This is a genomic window from Hydrogenophaga sp. (assembly GCF_031426985.1).
GTDB lineage: Bacteria > Pseudomonadota > Gammaproteobacteria > Burkholderiales > Burkholderiaceae_C > Hydrogenophaga.
In genome coordinates, this window is record NZ_JASJOY010000209.1 from 1 (window position 1) to 18802 (window position 18802).

At 68.6% G+C, this 18802-nt stretch carries 15 protein-coding genes; 4 read left to right on the forward strand and 11 right to left on the reverse strand.

The annotated features are described in order from the left end of the window. Positions 1-179: 179 nt before the first annotated feature. The 9 genes from RMP09_RS21490 to RMP09_RS21530 all read right to left on the reverse strand — a co-directional run bounded on the left by RMP09_RS21490 (position 180) and on the right by RMP09_RS21530 (position 11227). On the reverse strand, positions 180-1175 hold the full coding sequence (locus tag RMP09_RS21490) for a tripartite tricarboxylate transporter substrate binding protein (protein WP_310568019.1): 996 nt from the start codon (positions 1173-1175) through the stop codon (positions 180-182). 199 nt (positions 1176-1374) lie between these two features. Continuing rightward, complete coding sequence (locus tag RMP09_RS21495) at positions 1375-2358, reverse strand: tripartite tricarboxylate transporter substrate-binding protein (protein ID WP_310568020.1); 984 nt, start codon at positions 2356-2358, stop codon at positions 1375-1377. 128 nt (positions 2359-2486) lie between these two features. Continuing rightward, positions 2487-3734 (reverse strand): phenylacetate--CoA ligase family protein, encoded by a 1248-nt coding sequence (locus RMP09_RS21500; RefSeq protein WP_310568021.1) that lies wholly within the window; start codon positions 3732-3734, stop codon positions 2487-2489. A 122-nt stretch (positions 3735-3856) separates the two neighbouring features. Further along, positions 3857-4669 (reverse strand): ABC transporter ATP-binding protein, encoded by an 813-nt coding sequence (locus RMP09_RS21505; protein ID WP_310568022.1) that lies wholly within the window; start codon positions 4667-4669, stop codon positions 3857-3859. Between the two features lie 182 nt (positions 4670-4851). Further along, on the reverse strand, positions 4852-6183 hold the full coding sequence (locus RMP09_RS21510) for an ABC transporter substrate-binding protein (RefSeq protein WP_310568023.1): 1332 nt from the start codon (positions 6181-6183) through the stop codon (positions 4852-4854). Positions 6184-6233: 50 nt separating this feature from the next. Further along, positions 6234-7310 (reverse strand): branched-chain amino acid ABC transporter permease, encoded by a 1077-nt coding sequence (locus RMP09_RS21515; RefSeq protein WP_310568024.1) that lies wholly within the window; start codon positions 7308-7310, stop codon positions 6234-6236. A gap of 149 nt (positions 7311-7459) precedes the next feature. Then, positions 7460-8389: a branched-chain amino acid ABC transporter permease gene (locus RMP09_RS21520; protein WP_310568025.1), complete on the reverse strand. Its 930-nt coding sequence runs from the start codon at positions 8387-8389 to the stop codon at positions 7460-7462. 14 nt (positions 8390-8403) lie between these two features. Continuing rightward, positions 8404-9189 carry an ABC transporter ATP-binding protein gene (locus tag RMP09_RS21525; RefSeq protein ID WP_310568026.1) on the reverse strand — a complete coding sequence of 262 codons (786 nt, stop codon included), beginning with the start codon at positions 9187-9189 and terminating at the stop codon, positions 8404-8406. 91 nt (positions 9190-9280) lie between these two features. Then, positions 9281-11227: an AMP-binding protein gene (locus RMP09_RS21530; protein WP_310568027.1), complete on the reverse strand. Its 1947-nt coding sequence runs from the start codon at positions 11225-11227 to the stop codon at positions 9281-9283. A gap of 183 nt (positions 11228-11410) precedes the next feature. On the opposite strand from RMP09_RS21530, the gene RMP09_RS21535 reads away from it, so the two are divergent. After that, positions 11411-12136, forward strand: coding sequence for a Crp/Fnr family transcriptional regulator (locus RMP09_RS21535; protein ID WP_310568028.1), 726 nt, complete (start codon positions 11411-11413; stop codon positions 12134-12136). 144 nt (positions 12137-12280) lie between these two features. Beyond that, positions 12281-13525 carry a pseudouridine synthase gene (locus RMP09_RS24120; protein WP_409559770.1) on the forward strand — a complete coding sequence of 415 codons (1245 nt, stop codon included), beginning with the start codon at positions 12281-12283 and terminating at the stop codon, positions 13523-13525. A gap of 66 nt (positions 13526-13591) precedes the next feature. On the opposite strand, the gene RMP09_RS21545 is transcribed toward RMP09_RS24120, so the two are convergent. Then, a complete protein-coding gene (locus tag RMP09_RS21545) occupies positions 13592-15775 on the reverse strand; it encodes a protein-disulfide reductase DsbD family protein (RefSeq protein ID WP_310568029.1) in 2184 nt (727 codons plus the stop codon). Positions 15776-15987: 212 nt separating this feature from the next. Between RMP09_RS21545 and RMP09_RS21550 the strand changes: the two genes are divergently transcribed. Beyond that, positions 15988-17208 carry a cyclopropane-fatty-acyl-phospholipid synthase family protein gene (locus RMP09_RS21550; RefSeq protein ID WP_310568030.1) on the forward strand — a complete coding sequence of 407 codons (1221 nt, stop codon included), beginning with the start codon at positions 15988-15990 and terminating at the stop codon, positions 17206-17208. Between the two features lie 10 nt (positions 17209-17218). Then, a complete protein-coding gene (locus RMP09_RS21555; RefSeq protein ID WP_310568031.1) occupies positions 17219-18052 on the forward strand; it encodes a creatininase family protein in 834 nt (277 codons plus the stop codon). Here the strand turns inward: RMP09_RS21555 and RMP09_RS21560 are convergent, their stop codons facing one another. Next, positions 18053-18736, reverse strand: coding sequence for a histidine phosphatase family protein (locus RMP09_RS21560; RefSeq protein ID WP_310568032.1), 684 nt, complete (start codon positions 18734-18736; stop codon positions 18053-18055). Between the last annotated feature and the right edge of the window lie 66 nt (positions 18737-18802).

The following is an 18802-nucleotide window of genomic DNA, read 5'->3' on the forward strand; positions in this document are numbered from 1 at the left end:
TCGCTGCCCCCCGAGGGGGCTGGGCCTGCCTTGGGGCGGCCCGGCGGCTGGCCCGATGGCCCCCACGCTTCGCCGCTGACGCGGGTCCGCTGCCGCCCGAGAGGGCTGGTCTGTCTTGGGGCGGCCCGGCGGCTGCCCCGGTGACCCCCACGCTCCGCCGCTGATGCGGGAGCCCTTCGTCAGTCCACCTTGGCGCCCGAGGCCTTCACCACGGCGGCCCATTTGGTGATTTCGGCGTCGATCTGTTGTGCAAACTCGGCCGGGCTGTTGCCGCCGGGGATGGCGCCTTGCGCGAGCAGCCGTTCCTTCACCGCGGGCAGCGCCATGGCCTTGGCGGTTTCCTGCTGCAGGCGGGCCACGATGTCGGCGGGCGTGCCGGCCGGGGCCAGCAGGCCGAACCAGGAGCTGGCCTCGAAGCCCGGCAGCTTGCCGGCCTCGGCCACGGTGGGCAGATCGGGCAGGGCGGCCGAACGCTGGCCGCTGGTGACGGCAAACGCCTTGAGCGAACCCGACTGGATGTGCGGCATGGCCGAGGGCAGGTTGTCGAACATCACATCCACCGCGCCCCCGATCAGGTCCTTGAGCGCCGGGCCCGACCCCCGGTAGGGGATGTGGGTCATGAAGATGCCGTTGCGGCTCTTGAACAGTTCGCCGGCCAGGTGGATGGACGTGCCGTTGCCGCTGGAGGCCATGTTCAGCTGGCCCGGGTGGGCCTTGGCGTAGCGCACGAAGTCGGCCACGTTGGTGATGCCCAGCTCCTGCGCCCGTTTGGTGTTCATCACCATCACGTTGGGCACGCCGGCCACCAGGGTGACGGGCGCGAAGTCCTTTTGCGGGTCGTAGGGCAGCTTGGCGTACAGGGCTTTGTTGATGCCGTGCGTGCCCACCGTGCCCATCAGCAGGGTGTAGCCGTCGCCGGCCGATTTGGCCACGATGTCGGCGCCGATGTTGCCGCCCGCGCCGGCCTTGTTGTCCACCACGAAAGACTGGCCGAACACCTTGCTGAGCTCGGGTGCCAGCACGCGCGCCAGGATGTCGGTGGTGCCGCCCGGGGCGAAGGGCACCACGATGCGCACCGGCTTGGTGGGCCAGGCGTTCTGGGCCAGCGCCCAGGGCGCCGCGGCGAATGCGGCGGCGGCGATGAGGGCATGGCGGCGGTTCGGGTGGCGGTGCATGGCGGGTCTCCTGTGCCTGGGTTTCGGGTGCGACCCAGTGTAGGAGTGCGGGCATGGCGGCCGCGTGCGCCTGGGTGACAGTGGCCCTACTGGTTTTCCCGCGGGACGCGCGACCCCGCGGGCCCGCGCATCACCCAGGTATCACCCATGAAAAAGGCCACCCGGAGGTGGCCTTGAGCACAGGGCGTGTGATGTGCGATCAGTCAGCGAACTGGCCCGCGGCGTCGATGGCGGCCTTGAGCTTGGTGATCTCGCCGGCCACGAAGGTTTTGTGCCCGGCGGGCGTGTTGCGCTTGTCGGCCACCACGACGGCGCCCAGGGCGGCCTGCTTCTTGATGAACTCGGGGTCCTTGAGTGCGGCCAGCAGCGCTTCGTTGAGCTTCTGGGTGATCGCCGCGGGCGTGCCCTTGGGGGCGTACAGGCCGTGCCAGATGGTCAGGTCAAAGCCTTTGAGGCCCATTTCCTGCAGCGAGGGGTAGTGCTTGAGCAGGGGATGGCCGGACAGCGGCTTGGCGGTGGTCACGGCGAAGGCCTTGACGCGGCCGGCCTCGATCTGGCTGGTCGTGTTGGTGGTCTGGTCGCACATCACGTCCACCTGGCCGCCGATCAGGTCGTTCATGGCCGGGCCGGTGCCGCGGTAGGCGATGGTGGTCATCGACTTGTCGAGATTGACGGCCGATTGCCACATCAGGCCACACAGGTGCGAGGCTGAACCCAGGCCGGCGTGCGCCAGGTTGAGCTTGCCGCCGTTGGCGCGGATGTGGTTTTCGAAGTCGCGGTAGGTGTTGGCCGGCAGCTTGGGCGAACCCAGCAGCGTCATGGGCACGTCGTTGATCAGGCCCAGGTATTCGAAGTCTTCCAGCGGCTTGAAGGCCTGCTTGCGGTACAGGCTGGTGGTGGCGGCCATGCCGATGTGCCAGACCAGCAGGGTGTGGCCATCGGCCGCTGCGCGCGCCACCTTGGTGGCCCCGATGGTGCCGCCAGCGCCGGCCGCGTTTTCCACCACGATGGTGGCGCCGCCCATGGGCTTGCGCATGGCTTCGGCCAGCTGGCGGGCGACCAGGTCGGTCGGGCCACCGGCGGCGAACGGCACCACCAGGGTGATGGGCTTGCTGGGGAACGCCTGGGCGAAGGCGCCCGACACGGCGGCCACGGTCAGGGCCAGGGTGAAAATCTTTTTCATGACAACTCCGGTGGGATGGGAAAACGACCACCGGATGGTAGCCCTGAGCCCTTCGCCACCCATCGCGGAAAACACGTAGCGCCGCCCCCGGGGAAACCCGCTGCCGGGGCCTCTGGCGCTCGCCGCGCTCACTGGTAGCTGCGCGCGTCCTCGATGACTTTGCCGTCGTTGGGCAGGCTGCCGGGGCGCACCACCTGCACCTGGCCGCGCAGCTTGGTCACCTCGCGCACGGCGTCTTCCAGCTTCTCGCGCAGGCCGTCGCCCACCTCGGTGGCCTCCACCTGCAGGCACATCTGGTCGTTGGCCATTTCGCCGCTGACCACCAGGCGCGCTTTTTTCACTTCGGGAAAACGCCGGACGATCTCGGCCACCTGCGAGGGGTGCACGAACATGCCCTTGATCTTGGTGGTCTGGTCGGCGCGGCCCATCCAGCCCTTGATGCGCGGCGCGGTGCGGCCGGTCGGGCACTGGCCGGGCAGGATGGCCGAGAGGTCGCCGGTGCCGAAACGGATCAGCGGATAGGCGGCGTTGAGCGTGGTCACCACCAGTTCGCCGACCTCGCCTTCGTCCACCGGGGTGCCGGTGCCCGGGCGCACGATCTCGACGATCACGCCCTCGTCCAGCACCAGGCCTTCGCGCGCCTGCGTCTCGTAGGCCACCAGGCCCAGGTCGGCGGTGGCGTAGGTCTGGTACACGTCCACGCCGTGTGCCTTGAACCAGGCGGTCAGGCTGGGCGGGCAGGCTTCGCCGCCCACCGAGGCCTTGGTCAGGCTGGGCAGGGCAACGCCGGTCTCGGCCGCCTTCTCCAGCAGGATGCGCAGGAAGCTGGGCGTGCCGGTGTAGGCGTTGGGCTTGAGGTCCACCATGGCTTCGAGCTGCTGCTCGGTCTGGCCGACACCACCCGGGAAGACCGTGCAGCCCACGGCGTGGGCACCCGATTCGAGGATGAAGGCGCCCGGCGTCATGTGGTAGCTGAAGCTGTTGTGTACCAGCTCGCCGGCGCGAAAGCCCGCCGCGAACAGCGCGCGGCCGGCGCGCCAGTAGTCCTTGCTGGCGCCTTCGGGTTCGTAGATCGGGCCGGGCGACGCGAAGATGCGCGACATGGCCGGGCCGCGCAGCAAAGCCGAGAAGCCGCCAAACGCGTCGTGCTGCCGCTTGGCTTTCTGGCGCTCCAGCAGCTCGCTCTTGCGCGTGACCGGGATGCGTGTGAGCGCGGCGCGGCTGTCGATGCCGGCCACGTCGATGTCGCGCAGGATGTCGGCAAACGCCGCGCTGTTCTGTTTCGCATGGGCCAGCTGACCCGGCAAGGCGGCCATCTGCGCCGCTTCGCGCTGGTCAGGGGTGCGGGTTTCCAGGGCGTCGAAGTGTTCGGTCATGGCAGCAGCGACAAATGGTGGAGAGAAGGGTCTGATTCGAGAACACCGCGGAACCGGCTTGGCCGGGCCGCAGGTGTTGCCCCCTGGAGGGGGTGACGCCGCAGGCGGCGCGGGGGTGCTTTTTATGCAAGCCAGCGCTTGCGCCGCTTGTACGACTTCACGTCCTTGAAGCTCTTGCGTTCACCGCCGCCCATGCCGAGGTAGAACTCCTTGACGTCCTCGTTGTTGCGCAGGTCCGAGGCCAGGCCGTCCATCACGATGCGGCCGCTTTCCATGATGTAGCCGTAGTCGGCGTACTTCAGGGCCATGTTGGTGTTCTGCTCGGCGATCAGGAAGGTCACCTTTTCCTTGGTGTTGAGGTCCTTCACGATCTCGAACACCTCCTCCACGATCTGCGGCGCCAGGCCCATCGAGGGTTCGTCCAGCAGCACCACACTGGGGTTGGCCATGAGGGCGCGGCCGATGGCGCACATCTGCTGTTCGCCGCCCGAGGTGTAGGCCGCCTGGCTGGTGCGGCGCGTCTTCAGGCGCGGGAAGTAGGTGTAGACCTTCTCCAGGTTGCGCGCGATCTCGGCCTTGTCGGTGCGGGTGTAGGACCCGGTCATCAGGTTGTCCTCGATGGACAGGTGGGCGAAGCAGTGGCGGCCTTCCATGACCTGCACCACACCGCGGTTGACCAGGTCGGCGGGCGACAGGTTTTCGATGCGCTCGCCGCGCAGTTCAATGCTGCCCTTGGTGACCTCGCCGCGCTCGCCCTTGAGCAGGTTGGAGATGGCGCGCAGCGTGGTCGTCTTGCCCGCGCCGTTGCCGCCCAGGATGGCCGCGATCTTGCCTTCGGGCACGTTCAGCGACACGCCCTTGAGCACCAGGATCACGTGGTTGTAGATGACCTCGATGCCGTTGACGTTGAGAACGATGTTGGGTGCAGTGCTCATGGTGATTTCCTCGTGGACCATTCACAAGACGCGGCACGCCGGTCTTGTGAATGGCGGCTGACGTCAGCCGCCGAGATCGGCCGCGCGGGAGAGGTCTTCTCCAGGGCGTGGCGGATCTGGCTTTGCCAGTCCGCACCACGCCGCCCCCTTGAGGGGGTCGCGCGCAGCGCGGCAGGGGTGGGTCAGGACTGGCAGTCCGCTCCGGCGCGACGCGTCAGCTTCTTCTCGGCCGCGTACTTGTCGGCAGCGGTCTTGACCATGGGCTTGATGATTTGTTCATCGGCCTGGTACCAGTCGCTGGTGAACTGCCACTTGCTGCCGTCCCAGGTGTGGATGCGGGCCCAGTTGGCGCCCATGTGGTCCTGGCAGCTGGTGGAGATGGGGCGCATCACGCCCTTGAAGCCCAGCGCGTCGAGCTTGGCCTGCGTCAGGCTCAGGTTTTCGTAACCCCAGCGCGCCTGCTCGCCGGTCACGACCTTGCCCTTGCCGTACTTTTCCTGCGCCTGGCGCACGCCTTCGACCGCCAGCATCGCGCTCATGGCGCCGCGCACGTAGAGCACCGAGCCCACTTCTTCCTTCGGTCCGGTGCCCTGGCCCTTGCCATGCACCTTCTCCATGATTTCCTTGACGAAGGCGGCATTGGGTTCGGCACCGTGCTGCATGGTGATGGCGTTGTAGCCCTTGGCGCCCATGCCGACGTCCTTGACGTCCGGCTCGGCACCGGCCCACCACACGCCGTAGATCTTCTCGCGCGGGTAGCCCGTGGCCTGGGCTTCCTTGAGCAGGGTGGAGTTCATCACGCCCCAGCCCCAGTTGATGACGTAGTCCGGGCGGCTCTGGCGGATCTGCAGCCAGGTGGACTTCTGCTCCACGCCCGGGTGGGTCACCGGCAGCAGGCTCAGCTTGTAGCCGTGCATGGCGGCGCGTTCCTGCAGGATGGGGATGGCTTCCTTGCCGAACGGGCTGTCGTGGTAGACCAGCGCGATGTGCTTGCCCTTGAGGTTGGCCACACCGCCGAGCTTCTTGGCGATGTCCTGGATGATCACGTCGCCGGCCACCCAGTAGGTGCCTGCGAGCGGGAAGTTCCACTTGAACACGCCGCCGTCGGCCGACTCGCTGCGGCCATAGCCGGCGGTGATCAGCGGAATCTTGTCGTTCGGCGCCTTCTCGGTCAGCGCAAAGGTGATGCCGGTGGACAGCGGCTGGAACATGGTCGCGCCCTTGCCCTTGAGGCGCTCGTAGCACTCCACGCCGCGGTCGGTGGCGTAGCCGGTTTCGCATTCTTCGAACGACACCTTCACGCCGTTGATGCCGCCGCGGGCGTTGACCAGCTTGATGTAGTCCACAAATCCGTTGGCCCATGGCACGCCATTGGGCGCGTAGGCGCCGGTGCGGTACACCAGCACCGGGAAGAACTGCTCCTTGGCCTGGGCCATGGCCGCGGTGGAGAGCAGTGCACCCGACAGGGCGGCACAAGCCATCGAAACAGAGAGAACCAGGTTACGCACTTTCATCGCTTTGTCTCCTAAGGAAAAGTCAGGCACACACACAAACCAACAGGGAATCAATGGGGGAAGGGCCAGAGGCGAAGTTTTTGCTTCGCAATGCTCCAGAGCTTGGCCAGGCCGTGGGGTTCCACGATCAGGAACCAGACGATCAGTGCGCCGAACACCATGAACTCGGTGTGGGACACGGTGGCGGTTGAAATCTCCACCCCGAACAGCGCGCCCAGCGCGGGCAGGAACTGGTTCAGGAAGATGGGCAGCACCACGATGAAGGCGGCGCCGAAGAAGCTGCCCATGATGGAACCCATGCCGCCGATGATCACCATGAACAGCAGCTGGAACGAGCGGTCGATGGAGAAGGCTGCCGGCTCCCAGGAGCCCAGGTGCACGAAGCCCCACAGGCCACCGGCCACGCCGACGATGAAGGAGCTGACCGCGAAGGCGCTGAGCTTGGCGTACATCGGGCGGATGCCGATCACCGCGGCGGCCACGTCCATGTCGCGGATGGCCATCCACTCGCGGCCGATGGCCGAGCGCACCAGGTTCTTGGCCAGCAGCGCAAACACCACCAGGAAGGCCAGGCAGAACAGGTACTTCTGCAGCGGCGTCTCGATGGTCATGCCCAGCACCTTCAGGTTGGACACGGAGACTGAGCCCGAGGCGTTGTTGTTGGTGAACCAGCCGATGCGCAGGAAAGCCCAGTCGCAGAAGAACTGTGCCGCCAGCGTGGCCACCGCGAGGTACAGGCCTTTGACCCGCAGGCTTGGGATGCCGAAGAACATGCCCACCAGCGTGGCGAAGAAGCCGCCCGAGAGCAGGGCGATGATCAGCGGCATGCCTTCGATGCGGATGTAGGTGTTGTAGGCCATGTAGGCGCCCACCGCCATGAAGGCGCCCGAGCCCAGCGAGATCTGACCGCAGTAGCCCACCAGGATGTTCACGCCGATGGCCGCCAGCGCCAGGATCAGGAACGGGATCAGGATGGCGCGGAACATGTATTCGTCGGCCAGCATGGGCACGCCGACGAAGGCGAAGGCGACCAGGGCGAGGATGGCCCAGCGGTCCTGCGCGATCGGGAAGATCTGCTGGTCGGCGCGGTAGGAGGTCTTGAACTGACCGTTTTCTCTGTAGAACATGTTCTTTTCCTTTGTCTCAACCTGTCGGCGAGAAGTGCCTTACCAAGCGCTCCCGAGGAACCGGCTTTGCCGGGCCTCAGGGAGCGTCCCCCTCCCGCCGAAGGCGAGAGAGGGGGAAGACGCGAAGCGGCGCAGGGGGTGTTTCATGGTCAGACGCGGTCGATGATCTTTTCGCCGAACAGACCTTGCGGACGGAACAGCAGGAACACCAGCGCCAGCACATACGCAAACCAGATCTCGATGCCGCCGCCGACCATGGGGCCGATGTAGACCTCGGACAGCTTCTCACCCACGCCGATGATCAGGCCGCCGATGATGGCGCCGGGCACCGAGGTGAGGCCGCCCAGGATGATCACGGGCAGGGCGCGCAGGGCCACGGTGGTCAGCGAGAACTGCACGCCCAGCTTGGAGCCCCAGATGATCCCGGCCACCAGCGCGGTGATGCCGGCCACGCACCAGACGATGACCCAGATGCGGTTGAGCGGGATGCCGATGGATTGCGCCGCCTGGTGGTCGTCGGCCACGGCGCGCAGCGCGCGGCCGGTGCTGGTCTTCTGGAAGAACAGCGACAGCGCGGCCACCAGCACGGCGGCGATCACGGCCGCGATGATGTCTTCCTGGTTCACCAGCACGCCGCCTTCGAACACGCTCTCAAACAGGAACAGCGGGTCCTTGGGCATGCCGATGTCGATCGGGTAGATGTCGCTGCCGAAGATGGTCTGGCCCAGGCCGTCGAGGAAGTAGGTGATGCCCAGGGTGGCCATCAGCAGGGTCACGCCTTCCTGGTTGACCAGGTGGCGCAGCACCAGCCGTTCGATCAGCCAGGCCAGGATGAACATGCAGCCGGCCGCCACGATGAAGGCCAGCACGTTGCCCATCACCTTGCTCTCCAGGCCCAGCCACTGCGGAATCCATTCCGAGAAGCGGGCCATGGCCAGCGCCGCGAACAACACCATCGCGCCCTGCGCGAAGTTGAAGACGCCCGAGGCCTTGAAGATCAGCACAAAGCCCAGCGCCACCAGCGAATACAGCATGCCGGCCATGAGGCCGCCCAACAGGGTTTCGAGGAAAAAGCCCATCTTGATGTCTCCGTTCAGTGGCTCGTACCGAGGTACGCGCTGATGACTTCTTCGTTGTTGCGCACCTCTTCCGGGGTGCCGTCGCCGATCTTCTTGCCGTAGTCGAGCACCACCACGCGGTCGCTGATGTCCATCACCACGCCCATGTCGTGCTCGATCAGCACGATGGTGGTGCCGAACTCGTCGTTCACGTCCAGGATGAAGCGGCTCATGTCCTGCTTCTCTTCCAGGTTCATGCCGGCCATGGGTTCGTCCAGCAGCAGCACCTGTGGCTCCATGGCCAGGGCGCGGCCCAGGTCCACGCGCTTTTGCAGGCCGTAGGGCAGCTGGCCCACGGGGGTCTTGCGGAAGGCCTGGATTTCCAGGAAGTCGATGATGTGTTCGACGAACTCGCGGTGCTGTTCTTCTTCGCGCTGCGCCGGGCCGATGCGCAGCGCCTGCAGGAACAGGTTGCTCTTCATGCGCAGGTTGCGGCCGGTCATGATGTTGTCGATCACGCTCATGCCCTTGAACAGCGCCAGGTTCTGGAAGGTGCGGGCGATGCCCATCTCGGCCACCTGCCGGCTGTTCATGTGCTTGAAGGTCTGGCCGCGGAAGGTGACGCTGCCTTCCTGCGGCGAGTACACGCCGTTGATGCAGTTGAGCATGGAGCTCTTGCCGGCGCCGTTGGGGCCGATGATGGCGCGCACCTCGTGTTCCTTGACGTTGAACGAAATGTCGGTCAGCGCCTTGACGCCGCCAAAGCGCAGGCTGATGTTCTGGACGTCGAGGATGACGTCGCCGATTTTTTTCGTGCTCATGCAAGACTCCGTTCGCACTGAGCCTGTCGAAGTGCTCGCGAAATGTTTGTACAAAGGGCTTCGACCAGCTCAGCCCGAACGGTGTTGGGGTTCATGCTGCGGCTTTCACGGGCGCGAAGGTCTTGGCATCGCTGATCTTGAGCGTGGCGCTCACGCTGCCGCTGCGACCGTCTTCGAACTTGACCTGGGTCTCGATGTACTGCTCGCTCTTGCCGCCGTAGAGGGCGTCGATCAGCGCGCTGTACCGCTCGGCGATGAAGCCGCGGCGGACCTTGTTGGTGCGGGTGAGTTCGCCGTCGTCGGCGTCCAGCTCCTTGTGCAGCACCAGGAAGCGGCTGATCTGGCTGCCGGCCAGCAGCGTGTCGCGGCTGAGGTCGGCGTTGACCTTTTCCACGCAGTCGCGGATCAGCTCGTACACCTCGGGCTTCTGCGCCAGGTCGGTGTAGCCGGCGTAGGGCAGGTTGCGGCGCTCGGCCCAGTTGCCCACCGCCTCGAAGTCGATGTTGACCATCACGCAGACCTGATCGCGCTGGTCGCCGTAGGCCACCACCTCCTTGATCTGCGAGAAGAACTTGAGCTTGTTCTCCACGTACTTGGGCGCGAACATGGCGCCGTCGTTGGCGCCGCCCTTGATGCGGCCCACGTCTTTCACGCGGTCGATGATCTTCAGGTGGCCGCTGGCGTCGATGAAGCCGGCGTCGCTGGTGTGGTACCAGCCGTCGGCGCTCAGCACCTCGGCCGTGGCGGCCGGGTTCTTGTAGTACTCCTTGAGCAGGCCGGGCGACTTCACCAGGATCTCGCCGGTCTCGCTGAGCTTGATCTCCACGCCCTCGCAGGGCACACCCACGGTGTCGGCACGCGCTTCGTGGTCGGGCTGCAGGCAGACGAACACGGCGGTTTCGGTCGAGCCGTAGAGCTGCTTGAGGTTGATGCCGATGGAGCGGTAGAAGCTGAACAGGTCGGGCCCGATGGCTTCGCCGGCGGTGTAGGCCACGCGCACGCGGCTCATGCCCAGGCTGTTGCGCAGCGGGCCGTAGACGAAGAAGTTGCCCAGCGCGTACTTGATGCCGTCGAGCAAGCCGACGGACTTGCCGTCCATCTTCGCGGGGCCGACGCGGCGGGCGACGTCCATGAAGGCGTGGAACATCTTGCGCTTGAGGGCGCCCGCGTCTTCCATGCGGATCATCACCGTGGTCAGCAGACCTTCAAACACGCGCGGCGGCGCGAAGTAATAGGTCGGGCCCACTTCCTTGAGGTCGATGGTCACGGTGGCGCCCGACTCCGGGCAGTTCACCACGTAGCCTGCCACCAGCCACTGGGCGTAGGAAAAGATGTTCTGGCCGACCCAGGCCGGTGGCAGGTAGGCCAGCACCTCGTCTTTGTCCGTCAGCTTGTCGAAGCGGGCCCCGACGTCGGCGCGGTTGATCAGGGTGTGGTGGGTGTGCACCACGCCTTTGGGGTTGCCGGTGGTGCCGGAGGTGAAGAACATCGCGGCCACGTCGGCGGGCTGCGCCCGGTCGACCTCTTGGCGGAAGAACTCGGGGTGGGCCTTGGCGAAGGCCTGGCCGGCGCCCACCAGCTCTTCCAGCCCGCCCAGACCCGGCTGGACGTAGTTGCGCAGGCCGCGCGGGTCGTCGTAGTAGATGTGCGCCAGCTGCGGGCACTGCGGCTGGATCTCCAGCATCTTGTCGACCTGTTCCTGGTCTTCCACCACCGCAAAGCGCACCTCGGCGTTGTTGATGGGGAAGATGCATTCGGCGCCCACCGCGTCCTGGTACAGCGGGACCGGGATCGCGCCCAGCGACTGCGCCGCCAGCATGGTGGCGTACAGGCGCGGGCGGTTGGCACCGATCACCACCATGTGCTCGCCGCGGGTCAGGCCCGCCTGGTGCAGGCCGCAGGCAATGGCTTCGACCAGTCGGGCCATGGCCGACCAGCTGGTGGTCTGCCAGATGCCGTACTCCTTCTCGCGCATCGCCGGGGCGTCGGGCCGCCGGGCCGCGTGGTCCAGCAACAGCCGGGGGAACGTCGTTTGCATGGGGCTTGTCTCCTTGGGTCTTCCGTGGCCCGAAGGGGGCGGGAAGACGGTCACCGTCCGAAAGCAATGGACCGGATACTAGGCCTATGTTTGACGTTATGTTGTCGGTGCGACGACAATTGAGGGGTCAACCCCGCTAGGACTTTCCCTAGGCTTCTTGTGGTGCACTTGCCGCCCATTGCCATGGTGTACGCCAACCAAATTCGATCCGGCTCCGCGCTGCGCGCCAGTGCGCGGCCGGCCTCTGCCAGTGAGCTGTCGGAAATCCCCTGGCTCCAGGGGCTGACCGATGAAGAGCGCCAGCGCGCGCTCGACGCGGTCGTGGTCAACGAGGTGCAGGTGGGCGAATTCATCTGCCGCATCGGCCGCCCCGCCACCTACTGGTTCGGCCTGCTCGACGGCCTGCTCAAGATGAGCAACGACGATTCGCAGGGCGCGGTCATCACCTTCACAGGCGTGGCGCCCGGCGGCTGGTTCGGCGAAGGTACGGTGCTCAAGCGCGAGCACTACCGCTACAACATCCAGGCCCTGCGCAAGAGCCGCGCGGCCGGCCTGCCGGTGGACACCTTCCACTGGCTGCTGGACCACTCCATCGGCTTCAACCGCTTCGTGATGAACCAGCTCAACGAACGGCTGGGGCAGTTCATCGCCGCGCGCGAGATCGACCGCCTCAACAACCCCGACCTGCGCGTGGCGCGCAACCTGGCCGCGCTGTTCCACCCCCTGCTCTCGCCCAACGTGGGCGGCGTGCTGCGCATCACCCAGCAGGAACTGGCCTACCTGGTGGGCCTGTCGCGCCAGCGCGTGAACGAGGCACTGACCACGCTCGCGGCCAAAGGCTGGATCCGGGTGGAATACGGCGGCTTGCGGGTGCTGGACCTGCCGGCGCTGCGCAGCGGAGAGTTGTAGCCCCCACGCTGCGCCGCTGACGCGGGTCGCTGCCCCCCAAGGGGGCTGGGCCTGCCTTGGGGTGGCCCGGCGGCTGGCCCGTCGTCCCCACGCTCCGCCGCTGCGCGGGTCGCTTCTCGCGCGGCCGCGTGGGATCATCGGGGCATGACCGAAAAGCCCAAGACCCTACAGCTCAAACCCAAGTCGGCGGCGGACAAGCCCGCTGCGTACCGTGCGCCCGTGCGCCCGCGCGGGCCGGCCCGCGCCCGCCCGCTGTCCGAAGTGCAGGCCGAACGCGCCGCGCGCGACGCCGCCTGGGCGGCGCAGAACCCGTCGGGCGGTGAGCGCCGCCCCTACCCGGACAGTGACCGCAACGACCGCAACGACCGCGGCGCCCCGCAGGACCGGCGTTCCGGGCCGGGCGACCGCGGCCCGGGTGCACGCGCCGAACGGCCCGCCCCTGGCGGGCGCTTCGAGCGTTCCGCCCCCGCGGGCCGCCCGGGCGCGCCGGCCCCGCGCCAGCGCCCGGATGCGCCGCGCGATGCCGCCCCCCGCTTCCAGCCCGACGCCCCGCGCCCGCCCCGTGCGCCGCGCGACCTGCGGCCCGACTTGGCCCGTGTCGGCAACGCCAACGGCGAGGTGCGCCTGAACAAGCGCATGGCCGACCTGGGCCTGTGCTCGCGCCGCGAGGCCGACGAATGGATCGCGCGCGGCTGGGTGCTGGTCAATGGCCAGCCCGCCGTCATGGGCCAGCCGGTGCCGCCCGACGCGCAGGTCGAGGTGCTGCCGCAGGCGCGCCACCAGCAGGCCGGGCAGGTCACCATCCTGCTGCACAAGCCGGTGGGCTACGTCAGCGGTCTGCCCGAAGACGGGCACGAAAGCGCGGCGGTGCTCATCAAACCGCAGAGCCACTGGCGCGAAGACCGCGGCGGCCGCCGCTTTGAAGCGGTGCACACGCGCGGCCTGGCGCCGGCGGGCCGGCTCGACATCGACTCCACCGGCCTGCTGGTGCTCACGCAGGACGGCCGGGTCGCGCGCACCCTGATCGGCGAAGACTCGGGCGTGGAAAAGGAATACCTGGTGCGCGTGCACTGGGCGCCCCACGGCCCCAAGGGCGCGGGCGTGGTCACGCAGGACGTGCAGGCTGTCTTTCCGCGCGAACGCCTTGCCCTGCTGCGCCACGGCCTGAGCCTGGACGACCAGCCCCTGCGCCCCGCGCAGGTGGACTGGCAGAACCCCGAGCAGCTGCGCTTTGTGCTGCGGGAAGGCAAGAAACGCCAGATCCGCCGCATGTGCGAGCAGGTTGGTCTGCACGTGGTCGGCCTCAAGCGCATCCGCATCGGCAGCGTGGTGCTGGGCAACCTGCCGGTGGGGCAGTGGCGCTACCTGGGGACGGACGAGGTTTTCTGACGGCGGGGCGGCACGGCGCCGCAGGCGCGACGCACCACCATGCCGCCCGGGTGGATTCCCTCCGGCTCAGAGCCGGCCGATGGCCGAGCGCACCTCGTCCACGCTGAGCACTTCGCTCAGCACCACCGGCGGCTGCCCGTTCTGGAGCAGGGTGTAGACCGGCACGCCGTTGCGGCCCAGCTGGGCCAGTTCGGCGGTGATGACCGGGTCGCGACGCGTCCAGTCGGCGCGCAACAGGGCGACGTTCTTGGCCGCCATCTCGGCCAGCAAGGCGGCGTCGGCCAGGGTGGCACGCTTGTTGTATTGGCAGGTCACGCACCAGGCGGCGGTGAAGTCCACAAACACCGGGCGTCCTTGTGCCAGCAGGGCGGCCTGTTGCTCGGGGCTCCAGGGTTCCCAGCGCAGGCCCTGCACGCTGGTGGCCACGCCGGCGCCCGCGCCGCTGTCTTGCAGGCGCGTCACGTTCGGGCCGACGGCGATGCCCAGCCACACCAGCGCCACGGCCGCCAGCCCGCCCAGCACCGCGCGGCCCTTGCCGCGCAGGCCCAGCGTCCAGATCAGCAGGGCCAGCGCCAGCAGCAGCAGCAGCAAGGCGGCTGCTCCGTCGATGCCGCTTTGCTGCCCCAGCACCCACAGCAGCCAGACCACGGTGGCGAACATGGGGAAGGCCATGCCGTGGCGGAAGGTGTTCATCCAGGCCCCGGGGCGCGGCAGCGCGCGCGCCACCGCCGGCCACCAGCTGGCCGCCAGGTAGGGCAGGGCCATGCCCGCACCCAGCAGGGCGAACACGGCCAGCGCCTGCCAGGCCGGCAGCGCGATGGCCAGCCCCAGCGAGGCCCCCATGAAGGGCGCGGTGCAGGGCGAGGCGATGGCCACGGCCAGCACGCCGGTCAGGAAGGCATCGCCGGTGGGGCTGCGCGCCTGCAGGCTGGCGACGCGGCTGGGCAGCACCGAGCCGAATTCGAACAGGCCGGCCAGGTTGAGGCCGATGACGGTGAACAGCGTGGCCAGCGCGGCCACCACCCAGGGGCTTTGCAGCTGGAAGCCCCAGCCGATGGCCTCGCCCGCCGAGCGCAGGCCCAGCAGCAGGCCGCCCAGGGCGACGAAGGACAGCACCACGCCGGCGGTGTAGGCCAGGCCGGCGCGGCGGTGGGCGGCGCGGTCGTCGGCGTGCTGGGCGAAGGCCAGCAGCTTGATGGCCAGCACCGGGAACACGCAGGGCATGAGGTTGAGGATCAGGCCGCCGAGCAGCGCGCCGATGAGCGCGGCCCACAGGGTGACGGGGGCGCCGCCGCTGGCCGGCGGCGTGCTGGCGCGGGCGGCGTTCTCGTCCAGCGCCTTTTGCAGCGCGTCGGGCACGGCGGCGGGCAGTGCGGCCACGGCGGGCCAGGTGCCCTGCACCGGCAGCGCCAGGCGCACGCCGGCCGGGGCGGCGCCTTCGCCGGGCGGGTTGGCCAGGGCCAGCACCAGGGGCACGTTGGCGGGGCCCTCGCTGCGCTGGGCCGACAGCGGCACCTGGGCGGTCCAGCGTTCGCCGTCCCAGGCCTGGGTCCAGGCGGCGCCGGGTTCGATCAGGCCCGGTGTTTCGGGCAGGAATTCCAGGGTCTTGCCACGCCAGGCGGCGGGCAGGCCCTTGACGCTGGCTTTGAGGAAACCGGGTTCGGGGGTCAACGCGCTGCCGGCGGCGGGCTGGTCTTTGGGGGCGACGGCCAGGGCGGCTTCAAACACCAGGCCGTGCAGCGCGGTGGAGCCCTGCACCGGGATGCGCAGGTTGAACGTGCCTTCTTCGGGGATGCATTCCTTGCGGCACGACAGCCAGGTGGCCTGGAGCTGCACGTCGATGTGGCCGCCGGTGAACGACGGGTCCACCTGCAGCGGCACGGGCAGCAGCACGGTGCCGTTGTAGCCGTAGTTGGCCAGGCTGCCGAGCGGGAACTTGCGCGGCGTCGGCCAGGCGATGGGGCCGGCCGTGACGCCGGGGGGCAGGGTCCACTGCAGTTCGGTGGGCAGGCCGGAGTCGCCCGAGTTCTTCCAGTAGGTGTGCCATTCGGGTGTGTGGGTCAGCTGCAGGCCGACCCAGACCGGGCGGCCCGGTGTGGCGCCCTCGGGCGCGTGGGCCAGCAGCTGGCCGCTGACCATCTGCGGTTCGGCGGCGGCCGGCTTGTCGAGCAGGCCCTGGGCCGCAACGGGCAGGGTCGCGAGGCACAGGACGGCCAGGGCGGCGAGGAAAAAGCGGCGGAAAAACGGCATGGGGTGTTCAGGCAAAAGCAGCGGGCGGCCCGCAGGGCCACGGAAGGCAAGTCCGCCAATATAAGCCGGCACTGAAACGTGGGCGCAACCGGGCGGGCGATGACAGACAGAGCCTTGTGGTCGCCCAAGGTTCACAAGTGCGCCGCGATTGATTACAAAGCGGGCTTCGGCAGGACACACAGGGAGGTGTGGAACGGTCTGGAGGTATGCCCATGGGATCGATGCTGGAGCGGGCCCTGGTGCCCTGGGTGCGGCGGGTGCGCGGCAGCGCCAACCTGCCGGTGCGGCTGAGCTGGGGCGAAGGCGGGGCGAGCAGCCTCGCGCTGGGCTATTTCGAGCAGCCGAGCGTGCACATCCGCGTGCGCGACGCGCAGGCGCTGCGGCTGCTGATCGACCCGAGCCTGGCCACGCTGGGCGAGGCCTATGTGGAAGGGCTGATCGACGTCGACGGCGATCTGCGCGACGTGCTGCGCGTGGCGCAGCGCCTGGCCGAAACGGCCGAACCCGCGGGCGGGCTGCTCGGGCGGCTGCAGCGGCAGGCGCAGCATTCGCGCCAGGGGGACCGGCAGGCGATCGCCTACCACTACGACGTTTCGAACGCCTTTTACGCCCAGTGGCTCGACCCGGCCATGGTCTATTCCTGCGCGTATTTCGCGCACGGCGACGAGACCCTGGCGCAGGCGCAGGAGCAGAAGATCGACCACATCCTGCGCAAGATCCGCCTGCAGCCGGGCCAGCGCCTGCTGGACATTGGCTGCGGCTGGGGCGCGCTGGTGCTGCGGGCGGCGCAGCACTTCGGGGCGCGTTGCGTGGGCATCACGCTGTCGCAGCAGCAGGCCGATCTGGCCCGCGAACGGGTGCGCGCGGCCGGGCTGCAGGAGCGCATTCAGATCCGGCTGCAGGACTACCGCGACGTGGCCGACGGGCCGTTCGACCGCATCACCAGCGTGGGCATGTTCGAGCACGTGGGCATTGGGCACCTGGCGGCCTACTTCGCGCGCATCCGCGAGCTGCTGGTGCTCGACGGCTGGGCCATGAACCACGGCATCACCAGCACCGACGCGCACGACGGCGAGGTGGCGCTCGGCGGCGGCGGCTTCATCGAACGCTACGTCTTCCCGCAGGGCGAGCTGCCGCACATTGGCACCCTGCTGCGTTGCCTGCAGCAGGGCGGGCTGGAGGCCTTCGACGTGGAAAACCTGCGCCGCCACTACGCGCGCACGCTCACCTGCTGGAGCGACAGCTTCGAGGCGCGCACGCCGCAGATCCGCCCGCTGGTGAGCGAAAAACAATGGCGCATCTGGCGCGTGTACCTGGCCGGCTGCGCCTGGGCGTTCGAGAGCGATCAGGTCGCGCTCTACCAGGTGCTGTGCCGGCCGGCGGGGCGCGGTGCGGCCGAGCTGCCGTGGTCCAGGGCCTGGATGTACGCCTAAACTGCGGGGCATGAACGCCCCCGCCCGCTTCTGGTCCGACCTGTCCACCGCCGACTTCGCCGCCGTCGACCGGGCGCGCGCCATCGCCGTGCTGCCGGTGGCCGCGACCGAACAGCACGGGCCGCACCTGCCGCTGTCGGTGGACACGGACATCGTCAACGGCGTGGTGGCCGCCGCGCTGCCGCACATCGCGCCCGACCTGCCCGCGCTGTTTCTGCCCACGCAGGCGGTGGGTTTTTCGCCCGAGCACACGCGGTTTGCCGGCACGCTCACGCTCAAGGCCGAGACGCTGATCCGCGTCTGGACCGAGCTGGGCGAGTGCGTGGCCGCCAGCGGTGTGAAGAAGCTGGTGCTGCTCAACAGCCACGGCGGCCAGGTGGGGGCACTGGACCTGGTGGCGCGCGACCTGCGCGCGCGCCTGGGCCTGCTGGTCTACAGCGTCAACTGGTTCGGCCTGCCACTGCTCGATGCGCAGGGACAGGACGTGAATGCGCGCTTCAGCGCCGAGGAGCACCGCTTCGGCATCCACGCGGGCGAGATCGAGACCTCGATGATGCTGGCCTTGCGCCCCGGGTGCGTGCGCATGGACCGGGCGGGGTATTTCCGCTCCACGTCCCAGGACCGCGCCGAACGGTTTGCCACGCTGGGCAACGGCAAGAGCGCCAAGCTCGGCTGGATGATGCAGGACGTCAACCCCGAAGGCGCGGCGGGCAACGCCGCCGCCGCCACGGCCGAAAAAGGCCAGGCCTTGCTGGACGCTGCGGGCCGTGCCCTGGCGCGTGTGCTGGCCGAAATCGACCAGCTGCCGCCCGACACGCTGACCGAGACCACCGCTTTCGGCTGATCAGGCGTAGGTCACCCAGTCGGTGAAGGCCTGCCCGTCCAGGTGCGGCAGCGTGTTGTAGGTCAGCAGCGTGTGCCGTTTGGGGCCGAACACGAACTCGGTCACCGCGCTGTTGCGGATGCGCATGTTCAGCTCGATGGTGGCGTCCGGGCTCAGGCCCAACACATGGCCCACGGCGGTGGCGATCGGGCCGCCGCTGGTGACCATGAGCACGTTCTGCCCGGCGTGGTGCTGGCGCACATGGTCCAGCGCGCTGCTGACGCCGTGCACGAAGGCGGTGTAGTCGGGCATGCCCTCGGGGCTGACGGTGCCGGCCATCCACTGCGCCAGGCCGTCGCGCAGCAGGCGAAAGTGCGCGCGGTAGCCCTCGGGCGTGGTCGGGTCGCCCAGGCCGGCGTCGCGCCGGCTGGGCAGCACGGCGCGGATCACGGCTTCGCTGTCGTATTCGTTCAGACCCGGCCAGACCAGGGGCTGCAACCCCAGCCCGGCGCCCTGCGCGATGCCTTGCCAGGTCTGCGCATGGCGCTTGAGCGTGCCGGTCAGCACGGCGTCCAGGCGCAGGCCGCGTTCGGCCCAGTAGCGGCCCAGGCGTTCGGCCTGGCGCTGGCCGAGTTCGCTGAGCTGGTCGTAGTCGTCGGCCCCGAACGAGGCCTGGCCGTGGCGCACAAGGTAGAGGGTTCCCATGGGGCGCGATTCTGTGCGCCGGCCGCGGCACCGCTTTGTCCCCGCAGCGACTGATCGGGTTTGTCC